2 protein-coding genes are annotated in these 2,565 nt (G+C 55.9%); both read left to right on the forward strand.

The window, feature by feature from the left end:
* The first annotated feature begins 115 nt into the window (after positions 1 to 115).
* Complete coding sequence (istA, locus tag IMW75_RS26620; RefSeq protein WP_205894296.1) at positions 116 to 1,615, forward strand: IS21 family transposase; 1,500 nt, start codon at positions 116 to 118, stop codon at positions 1,613 to 1,615.
* Positions 1,608 to 2,411: an IS21-like element helper ATPase IstB gene (gene istB / locus IMW75_RS26625; RefSeq protein ID WP_205894295.1), complete on the forward strand. Its 804-nt coding sequence runs from the start codon at positions 1,608 to 1,610 to the stop codon at positions 2,409 to 2,411. The genes istA and istB overlap by 8 nt, the downstream gene beginning before the upstream one ends.
* Positions 2,412 to 2,565: the final 154 nt, after the last annotated feature.

The following is a 2,565-nucleotide window of genomic DNA, read 5'->3' on the forward strand; positions in this document are numbered from 1 at the left end:
TGTTGCCGCTGACCGAAAACTGACCCAGTAGGGGCTGTTCTGCCGACTGAAAACTGACCCAGGTGTTCAACTGCTTCTGCTCACTTTTTGAGCAGGAGAACACAGGGTGATCAGCATGGAAATGTTGGGAAAAATCCGGCGGATGTACTTCCGCGACAAGCTCTCGCTGCATCAGATAGCCAAGCGCACAGGGCTGTCGAGAAACACCATCCGAAAATGGGTCAGAGAGCCCGAAGCCAGTCAGCCGGTGTACCAACGGTGCGTAACGTTCAACAAACTCAGCCCTTTCCACGAGACGCTGGAACAGGCGCTCAAGGCCGATTCGTTCCGGCCAAAACACAACCGCAGGAGCGCCAAAGCGCTTTTCGAGCAGATCAAGGCCGAGGGTTACGGCGGCGGCTATAGCCAGCTCACGGCGTTTGTGCGCTCTTGGCGAGGTGAGCAAGGCAAGTCTTTACGCGCTTTTGTACCGCTGACGTTTGCCCTCGGCGAGGCGTTTCAATTTGACTGGAGCGAAGAGAGTCTGCTGATCGGCGGCCTGTTTCGACGTATCCAGGTCTCCCACATGAAGCTATGCGCCAGTCGCGCGTTCTGGTTGGTTGCGTATCCCAGCCAAGGCCACGAGATGCTGTTCGACGCCCATACCCGTTCGTTTGGTGCGTTAGGCGGAGTGCCGCGTCGCGGCATTTACGACAACATGAAAACGGCTGTCGACAAGGTTAACAAAGGCAAAGGCCGCACGGTCAATGCCCGGTTTTCCGTGATGTGCGCGCACTATCTGTTCGATCCGGACTTCTGCAACGTTGCTTCGGGCTGGGAAAAGGGCATCGTCGAAAAGAACGTCCAAGACAGCAGACGACGCATCTGGATCGATGCTCAAGACTGCATGTTCCATACCTTCGAGGAGCTGAACGCCTGGCTCGGCCAACGCTGTCGTACGCTCTGGGGCGAACTTATACATCCGCAGTACAACGGTTTGACGGTGGCAGAAGTCCTGGAGCTGGAGCAGGTTGAAATGATGCCGATGCCGACGGCATTTGATGGCTACGTCGAACGCACCGTCCGTGTCTCCAGCACCTGCCTGATCAGCGTGGCGCGCAATCGCTACTCGGTGCCTTGCGAACGAGTTGGCCAGTGGGTCAGCAGCCGTTTGTACCCTTCGCGGATCATGGTCATCGCTGACGAAACGGTGATCGCAAGCCACGAGCGCCTCTTTGATCGAGATCAGGTCAGTTTTGACTGGCAGCACTACATCCCACTGATCGAACGCAAGCCTGGTGCATTGCGAAATGGTGCCCCATTTGCCGATCTACCGAAGCCGTTACTGCTTCTCAAGCGGGGACTGAGGCGTCACACCAACGGTGATCGAATCATGATGCAAGTATTGGCTGCCGTACCCATCGCCGGTCTCGAACCGGTGCTGGTCGCGGTGGAACTGGTACTTGAGTCGGGAAGTCTCAGCGCCGATCACATCCTCAATGTCGTTGCCCGCCTGACCTCCACCGCACCACCTCCCTGCGTGGAAACCAGCCTGCAACTCAAGGTCGCGCCTACTGCCAATACAGCGCGCTACGACCGGCTCCGTACGACTGATGAGGAGAATCGCAATGCGTGACCTAATGACGGAACTCAAAGAGCTGCGCCTGCACGGCATGGCCAGTGCTTGGGAAGAACTGGTCTCTCAAGGAACAGCCTCGACGGCTTCATCGAAATGGCTGCTGGAACATCTGCTTCAACAGGAACATGCGGATCGAGCAGTGCGCTCAGTGAACCATCAGATGAGCATGGCAAAACTCCCCATGCACCGTGATTTAGCTGGCTTTGACTTCAGCGCTTCCAGCGCTGATGCCCGGTTGGTCAAGGAGTTATCCAGCTTGGAGTTTACGGAGACAGCGCAAAATGTGGTGTTCATCGGTGGGCCTGGAACCGGAAAAACACACTTGGCCAGTGCCTTGGCTGTGTCAGGAATAACGACTCGTAACAAACGAGTACGGTTCTTCTCCACGGTGGATCTGGTCAACCTGCTGGAGCGTGAAAAGTACGATGGTAAGGCAGGCCGAATCGCACAGGGACTGCTTCGCACAGATCTGGTGATACTTGATGAGCTGGGATATTTGCCCTTCAGCCAAAGCGGCGGCGCACTGTTATTTCATCTGCTGTCCAAACTGTACGAACACACCAGCGTGGTCATCACCACCAACCTCAGCTTCTCGGAGTGGTCGAGCGTGTTTGGCGACGCCAAGATGACTACAGCGTTGCTGGATCGGTTAACACACCACTGCCACATCGTCGAAACGGGCAATGAGTCCTACCGCCTTCAGCACAGCACCTTGGCCGCCCAGACAAAGATCAAGTCACGCGAAAGAAAGCGCAAGGACGGAGATGATATCGAGGACGATGAGCCATTTTGATCCGCACCATAAATGCCCTGCTGTATGCATACATGCGGTGGGGCTTGATGCGTCTCGAACCGGAGCACTGCTGCTAAACTTATCCACAATTGCTGGGACAGAAATCAGCAATCCGTCCTGGGTCAATTTTCAATCGGCAGGGTGGGTCAGTTTT

The organism is Pseudomonas gregormendelii (assembly GCF_017114825.1).
In the GTDB taxonomy this organism is placed as follows: Bacteria; Pseudomonadota; Gammaproteobacteria; order Pseudomonadales; family Pseudomonadaceae; genus Aquipseudomonas; species Aquipseudomonas gregormendelii.

Bases quoted from the DNA above. Each gene is read 5' to 3' on its own strand.
- istA (WP_205894296.1), top strand. From the start codon at position 116: ATGGAAATGTTGGGAAAAATCCGGCGGATGTACTTCCGCGACAAGCTC.
- istB (WP_205894295.1), top strand. From the start codon at position 1,608: ATGCGTGACCTAATGACGGAACTCAAAGAGCTGCGCCTGCACGGCATG.